Consider the following 276-nt stretch of genomic DNA (forward strand, 5'->3'; position numbering starts at 1 on the left):
TCCGTTACCCTCAATTACTATCGGGTTGATGAAAGTCTATGGCGAAATCAACTGAAGCTGGTGCGTCTGTCGAAATATTCTCTCGATGCAGCGCTGAAAGAGAAAAGCACGCGCAATACCCGGGAAAGACTGAAAGATTTGCCCAATATGTCTTTTCATCTGGAAGCGATTCTCGGGGAGGTGGGGATTAAGGATGTACGGGCGTTACGTATACTTGGGGCAAAAATGTGTTGGGTGCGACTGCGGCAGCAAAACAGTCTGGTGACAGAAAAGATT

Annotated in this window: 1 pseudogene; it reads left to right on the plus strand. The window is 47.5% G+C overall.

From position 1 onward, the window contains the following. Window positions 1-276: pseudogene (gene sxy, locus FN960_RS23980) on the plus strand (CRP-S regulon transcriptional coactivator Sxy); the annotation flags it as partial.

This window comes from Alkalicoccobacillus porphyridii, assembly GCF_007293315.1.
Classification (GTDB): domain Bacteria; phylum Bacillota; class Bacilli; order Bacillales; family Bacillaceae_D; genus Alkalicoccobacillus; species Alkalicoccobacillus porphyridii.